At 73.7% G+C, this 6,000-nt stretch carries 8 protein-coding genes; 6 read left to right on the top strand and 2 right to left on the bottom strand.

The window, feature by feature from the left end:
* Window positions 1-106 precede the first annotated feature (106 nt).
* From ABT300_RS13530 to ABT300_RS13555, 6 genes are all read left to right on the top strand, one after another.
* Window positions 107-1,174, top strand: a complete 1,068-nt coding sequence (locus ABT300_RS13530) for an energy-coupling factor ABC transporter permease (protein WP_351674639.1) — start codon at window positions 107-109, stop codon at window positions 1,172-1,174.
* 5 nt (window positions 1,175-1,179) lie between these two features.
* On the top strand, window positions 1,180-1,941 hold the full coding sequence (cbiQ, locus tag ABT300_RS13535) for a cobalt ECF transporter T component CbiQ (RefSeq protein ID WP_351674640.1): 762 nt from the start codon (window positions 1,180-1,182) through the stop codon (window positions 1,939-1,941).
* Window positions 1,938-2,732: an energy-coupling factor ABC transporter ATP-binding protein gene (locus ABT300_RS13540; RefSeq protein WP_351674641.1), complete on the top strand. Its 795-nt coding sequence runs from the start codon at window positions 1,938-1,940 to the stop codon at window positions 2,730-2,732. Before cbiQ ends, ABT300_RS13540 begins: the two co-directional genes overlap by 4 nt.
* Window positions 2,729-3,199 carry a MarR family winged helix-turn-helix transcriptional regulator gene (locus ABT300_RS13545; RefSeq protein ID WP_351674642.1) on the top strand — a complete coding sequence of 157 codons (471 nt, stop codon included), beginning with the start codon at window positions 2,729-2,731 and terminating at the stop codon, window positions 3,197-3,199. The genes ABT300_RS13540 and ABT300_RS13545 overlap by 4 nt, the downstream gene beginning before the upstream one ends.
* A gap of 159 nt (window positions 3,200-3,358) precedes the next feature.
* Window positions 3,359-3,841 carry an organic hydroperoxide resistance protein gene (locus ABT300_RS13550; protein WP_452987341.1) on the top strand — a complete coding sequence of 161 codons (483 nt, stop codon included), beginning with the start codon at window positions 3,359-3,361 and terminating at the stop codon, window positions 3,839-3,841.
* 76 nt (window positions 3,842-3,917) lie between these two features.
* The gene (locus ABT300_RS13555) at window positions 3,918-5,087 is read left to right on the top strand and encodes a serine hydrolase domain-containing protein (RefSeq protein WP_351674643.1); all 1,170 of its coding nucleotides are present in this window, start codon (window positions 3,918-3,920) and stop codon (window positions 5,085-5,087) included.
* Between the two features lie 100 nt (window positions 5,088-5,187).
* Here ABT300_RS13555 and ABT300_RS13560 read toward each other — a convergent pair whose 3' ends face one another.
* Window positions 5,188-5,475, bottom strand: a complete 288-nt coding sequence (locus ABT300_RS13560) for a DUF1876 domain-containing protein (protein ID WP_319276304.1) — start codon at window positions 5,473-5,475, stop codon at window positions 5,188-5,190.
* Between the two features lie 85 nt (window positions 5,476-5,560).
* Window positions 5,561-6,000: EamA family transporter (locus ABT300_RS13565; RefSeq protein ID WP_351674644.1), on the bottom strand; the 440-nt coding region annotated here is incomplete at its 5' end.

Consider the following 6,000-nt stretch of genomic DNA (forward strand, 5'->3'; position numbering starts at 1 on the left):
CATCTGTGCGATGCGTCGCGCCCGGCGGGGGCGCACTGCGACGCGCTTCGATGCACAAGGTCCTCGCTCTTGCGAACCGTTCGCATCAAGCCACTATCATCGTCGGGTGCACGTACCCGACGGATTCATCAACGCCCCGACCTCCGCCGTGACCGCGGTCGTCGCCGCCGGCGCCATCGCCGTGAGCCTGCGCGGTGCGCGTCGTGAGCTCGACGACCGCACGGCGCCGCTGGCCGGCCTCGTCGCGGCCTTCATCTTCGCCGTGCAGATGCTCAACTTCCCCGTCGCGGCGGGGACCAGCGGCCATCTGCTCGGCGGCGCCCTCGCCGCGATACTCGTGGGCCCCTTCACCGGGGTCCTGTGCGTGTCCGTGGTCCTGCTCATGCAGGGCGTCCTCTTCGCCGACGGCGGACTCACCGCCCTCGGCGTGAACGTCACCGACATGGCCGTCGTGACGACGGTCGTCGCGTACGCCGTCTTCCGCGGCCTGGTGAAGGTGCTGCCGCGCAGCCGCCGGTCCGTCACGGCCGCGTCCTTCGTCGCCGCCCTGCTGTCCGTTCCCGCCGCCGCCGTGGCCTTCACGTTCCTGTACTGGATCGGCGGCACCACCGACGTGGCCATCGGCAAGGTCGCCACCGCCATGATCGGCGTGCATGTGCTGATCGGCGTCGGCGAGGCCGTGATCACCGCGCTGACCGTGGGCGCCGTGCTCGCGGTGCGGCCGGATCTGGTCCACGGCGCCCGCGACCTGCGGCAGAAGCTCCGACTGCGGGTCAACGGCGAACTCGTCGACGCCCCGGCGGCCGACGCCGCGCCCGCCGGGTCCGCCGTGCCGGCGGCGGCGCGCACGTCCCGGCGCACGCTGTGGGCGACGGGCCTGGTCGCCTCCCTCGTGCTGGCCGGATTCGTCAGCTTCTACGCCTCCGCGAACCCCGACGGTCTGGAGAAGGTCGCCGCGGACAAGGGCATCGACGCGAAGACCGAGAAGCACGCGACCTCCGACTCCCCGCTCGCCGACTACGGCGTCAAGGACGTGACCAACGCCCGCCTGTCCGGCGGCCTCGCCGGCGTCATCGGCGTCGGCGCGACCGTCGTCGGGGGCAGCGCGGTGTTCTGGGCGGTGCGCAGGCGACGCGGCGCCGACGCGTCGCCCACGGCCGTCGGGAACGTCTGACGGTCATGGGAGCAGGCCACGCCCACCGGCTCTACCTGCACGGGCACTCGCCCGTGCACGGTCTGCCGCCCCACACCAAGCTCGCCGCCGTCCTCGCGTTCGTGGTCGTCGTGGTGTCGACGCCCCGGGAGGCGATGTGGGCGTTCGGCCTGTACGCGCTGCTGCTGGCCGCCGTCGCGCATCGCGCGCGCGTGCCCGCCGGCCTTCTGCTGAAGCGGCTGCTGATCGAGGCGCCGTTCGTCGCGTTCGCCGTGCTGATGCCGTTCGTGGCGGAGGGCGAGCGGACAGACGTCCTCGGGCTGTCCCTCAGCGTCGACGGACTGTGGGGCGCCTGGAACGTGCTGGCGAAGGGCACCCTGGGCGTCGCCGCGTCCGTGCTGCTGGCGTCCACCACCGAACTGCGCGAGCTGCTGCTCGGGCTGCAGCGGCTGAGACTGCCGCCGCTGCTCGTGCAGATCGCCTCCTTCATGATCCGGTACGGCGACGTCATCACGGACGAGATGCGGCGCATGCGGATCGCCCGGGAGTCACGCGGCTTCGAGGCCCGCGAGGTGCGGCACTGGGGGGTGCTCGCGAAGTCGGCGGGCGCGCTCTTCATCCGCTCCTACGAACGCGGCGAACGCGTCCACCTGGCCATGATCAGCCGGGGGTACGCCGGTTCCATGCCGGTGATCGACGAGGTGACCGCGTCCCGGGCCCAGTGGTCGTACGCGCTGACCCTCCCGTGCGCCGCTCTCGTCGTCTGCGTGCTGGGATGGGCCCTATGACCGATGTGACGAGCTCCCCCGACGCGACGGCGCCCTCCAGCGTGCCGGCCTCCCTCGACGTGGCCGGCCTCGCCTTCGCCTACCCCGACGGCCACCAGGCCCTGTTCGGCGTGGACTTCAGCGTCGCGCGCGGGGAGCGGGTCGCGCTGCTCGGGCCGAACGGCGCCGGCAAGACGACCCTCGTGCTGCACCTCAACGGCATCCTGACCGGCGGGACCGGCACGGTGACGGTGGCCGGACTGCCCGTGGACAAGCGGCACATGGCCGAGATCCGGCGCAAGGTCGGCATCGTCTTCCAGGACCCGGACGACCAGCTGTTCATGCCGACCGTCCGCGAGGACGTGGCGTTCGGGCCGGCGGCGGCCGGACTGAAGGGGGCCGCGCTGGAGGCGCGGGTCGACCACGCGCTCACGCAGGTGGGCATGGCGGAGTTCAAGGACCGTCCTCCGCACCACCTCTCCTTCGGCCAGCGGCGTCGGGTGGCCGTCGCGACGGTCCTCGCGATGGAGCCGGAGATCCTCGTCCTGGACGAGCCGTCCTCCAACCTCGACCCCGCCTCGCGCCGCGAACTGGCCGACATCCTGCGGGCGTTGGACGTCACGGTGCTGATGGTCACGCACGATCTGCCGTACGCCCTGGAGCTGTGCCCGCGCGCCCTGGTCCTCAGCGAGGGCGTGATCGCGGCGGACGGCGCGACGGGCGAGCTGCTCGCCGACGACGCCCTGATGCGCGCCCATCGCCTGGAGCTGCCCTTCGGGTTCGACCCGCGCTCCGCGACAATGGGCGCGTGACTGACGAGGAACCCGCCGCCGACCGCTCGCTGCTGCTCCTCGACGAGCAGCTGTGCTTCGCGCTGTACGCGGCCCAGCGTGCGATGACGGCCGCCTACCGCCCGTTGCTGGACGAGCTGGGCCTGACCTACCCGCAGTACCTCGTGCTGCTGGTGCTGTGGGAGCGCGGCGAGACGAGGGTCAAGGACCTGGCGTCGGCGCTGCGGCTGGACTACGGCACGATGTCGCCGCTGCTGAAGCGTCTGGAGGCGGCGGGGCTGGTGCGCCGGGAGCGTGCGGCGCACGACGAGCGCTCGGTGCTGGTGGCGTGCACCGGGCCCGGCGAGAAGCTGAAGGAGCGGGCGGAGCGCGTCCCCGCGTCGCTGCTCGCGTCGACGGGACTGGAGACGGCGGAGGTCGCGCGGCTGCGCGAGGAGCTGTGGGGTCTCGCCGAGCGCGCACACCCGACGACGGACCGCGCCCGCTAAAGGACCGCCTCCGGGGCCGTTCTGTCCGGCCGGCCGCACAGATCCGCGGCCCGCACCGAAGTTACCGCGGGTTACTTCGCCCTGGCCGGGACGCACCTACCTACCGGCCGGTACCTTGTGCACGATGTAATTGGGGAAGATGTTTGGGGAGGGACCTCCGTGACAGAGGGCGCCGCAGTCGGCACGAAAGAGACCGCCGGGACGGCCGGCACCGCCGACACCCGTCCGACGAAGATCATGTACGTCGCCGAGGCCACCGCGCACGGGGGCCGCGACGGGTTCGTGACCAGTCAGGACGGCCAGATCGCGCTGAAGGTGGCGATGCCGCCGCAGCTGGGCGGCGACGGCGACGGCACCAACCCGGAGCAGCTCTTCGCGGCCGGCTACAGCTCCTGCTTCCACAACGCGCTGATCCTGGTCGGCAACCGGGCGGGCTACGACCTGACGGGGTCGACGGTGGCGGCGAAGGTCGGGATCGGCCCGAACAGCACCAAGGGCTACGGGCTCGCGGTGGCGCTCAGCGTCTCGCTGCCCGTCCTGGACCCGGGCCTCGCGGAGAAGTTGGTGGACGCTGCGCACCAGGTGTGCCCGTACTCGAACGCCACGCGCGGCAACATCGATGTAACGATCATTCTCGGCTGACGGGACGACGGAATCGCAGGCTCGCCCCGGGCGTTGCCCGGTCAGTCGAAGGCGATCTGTGAGAGGACGTGCGGGCGTGGACGTGAACGGCGAGGTGGCCGAGGGCTTCGAGCCGGTCCGGGAGGCGTTCGCACGCAACTTCGAGGCGCTCGGCGACCGGGGCGCGGCGGTCGCCGTCTACCGCGACGGCCGCAAGGTGGTCGACCTGTGGGGCGGCACGAAGGACGTCGACGGCACGGCCCCCTGGGAGCGGGGCACGGCCCAGATCGTGCGCTCGGCGACCAAGGGCGTGGTCGCCGCCGCGCTCCTGCTGCTGCACCAGCGCGGCGAGCTGGACCTGGACGCGCCCGTGGGCGCGTACTGGCCCGAGTACAAGACGGCCGGCAAGGAGCGCACCCTCGTACGGCATGTCCTCGCGCACCGCGCGGGCGTGCCGGTCCTCGACCGGCCGCTGACGCCCGCCGAGGCCGCCGACCCCGACCTCGGTGCGGCGGCGGTCGCGGCGCAGGCCCCCGTCTGGGAGCCCGGGACGGACCACGGCTACCACGCGCAGACCTACAGCTGGCTCACCGGCGAGCTGGTGCGGCGGATCACCGGACGGCCGGTCGGCGAGTGGATCGCCGACGAGATCGCCCGGCCCGCCGGCGCCGACCTGTGGCTCGGACTGCCGGCGGCGGAGCGCGGGCGGGCAGGGCGCGTGGGCCAGACGGAGGCGCCGGCGCAGAAGGGCGCGCTGCGGACCCGGCCCAAGCCCGCCGTCATCGCCGCGTACGCCGATCCGGCCTCCCTCACCCGCCGCGCCTTCGCCGCGATCACCCCGCCGCCCGACGAGAACGACGCCGCGTACCGGGCCGCCGCGCTGCCCGCGTCCAACGGCGTCGCGACGGCCGAGGGTCTGGCCCGCTTCTACGCGTCGTTGATCGGCGACGTGGAGGGCGGGGTGCGGCTGCTGCGGCCGGAGACGGTGCGGCTCGCGCGCGGCGAGCAGTCGGCGGGACCGGACCGGGTGCTGGTGGTGAACACCCGGTTCGGCCTCGGCCCGATGCTGCACGGCCCCGCCTCCCCGCTGCTGTCCCCCGACGCCTTCGGTCACCCGGGCCGCGGCGGCGCCCTCGGCCTCGCAGACCCGGAGTCGGGGATCGCCTTCGGCTATGTCACCAACGGTTTCCGGACGAGCGTGACGGCGGACCCGCGAGCGCAGGCCCTGCTCCGGGCACTGCGGACCGCGACCGCGACGACCCCCTGACGGCGCCGACGGCGTGACGGCGGCAGCGGCATCGCGGCGCCGGACGCCGTGTGGCGGATGTCGTGTGGCGGATGCGGGTGGCGCGTGCCGGGCGCCGGGTCTACACGTTGATCGGGTGCGACGTCCGGCCCGAGGCGTCGTCGATCTCGGTGTGCGCCTTGGTCAGCAGCTGCATGGCGATCTCGTTGAGCGCGCGGGCGCCCGCGATCTCCTCGCCGACCCGTGGCTGGTCCGCGTCCACGGTGTGCCGGCTGGCGTGCCCCTGGGACCGCACCTCGGTCCCGTCGGGCAGCCGCACCAGCGCGACCGCGCGCGTGTGCCGGTCGTCCTCCTCGAACTCCAGCTCGACATGCCATCCGACTGTGGTGCGCGTTGCGGTGTGCGTCATGACGGTCACCTCCGAAGCCTGTGGTTCCAGGGTGCGCCTCGGAGCGAGCGGCCGCACCCAGCGGACGGCCCGGGGCCGACGGGCGTCAGCCCTGGTGGAGCATCAGACCGATGCCGGCGACCAGCAGCCCGGCGGCGACGAGACGGGGCACGCCGAACCGCTCCTTGAAGAACAGCGCCCCGATGGCGGCCCCGACCAGCACCGACGACTCGCGCAGCGCTGCGACCGGGGCGAGGTCGGCGCGGGTCTGCGCCCACAGCACGAGGGCGTACGCGAGGACGGAGAGGGCCGAGCCGAGCAGGCCGAGGGCGGCGAAGGGGCGCAGGACCGCGAGGGTCCGGCCGCGCCACCGGTGGACGGCGTACGCCGGGACGACGGCTCCCTGCGCGGCCATCAGCCAGGCGATGTATCCGAGGGAGGAGCCGGAGGCGCGCACGCCGAGGCCGTCGACGACCGTGTACGCCGCGATGGTCGCCCCGGTCGCGAGGGCGGCGCCGATCGCCGCCCGGTCGGGTCGCCGCCCGC

The organism is Streptomyces sp. NPDC001027, assembly GCF_040299045.1.
Classification (GTDB): Bacteria; Actinomycetota; Actinomycetes; order Streptomycetales; family Streptomycetaceae; genus Streptomyces.

Bases quoted from the DNA above. Each gene is read 5' to 3' on its own strand.
- cbiQ (WP_351674640.1), top strand. From the start codon at position 1,180: ATGGGAGCAGGCCACGCCCACCGGCTCTACCTGCACGGGCACTCGCCC.
- ABT300_RS13560 (WP_319276304.1), bottom strand. From the start codon at position 5,475: ATGACGCACACCGCAACGCGCACCACAGTCGGATGGCATGTCGAGCTG.
- ABT300_RS13540 (WP_351674641.1), top strand. From the start codon at position 1,938: ATGACCGATGTGACGAGCTCCCCCGACGCGACGGCGCCCTCCAGCGTG.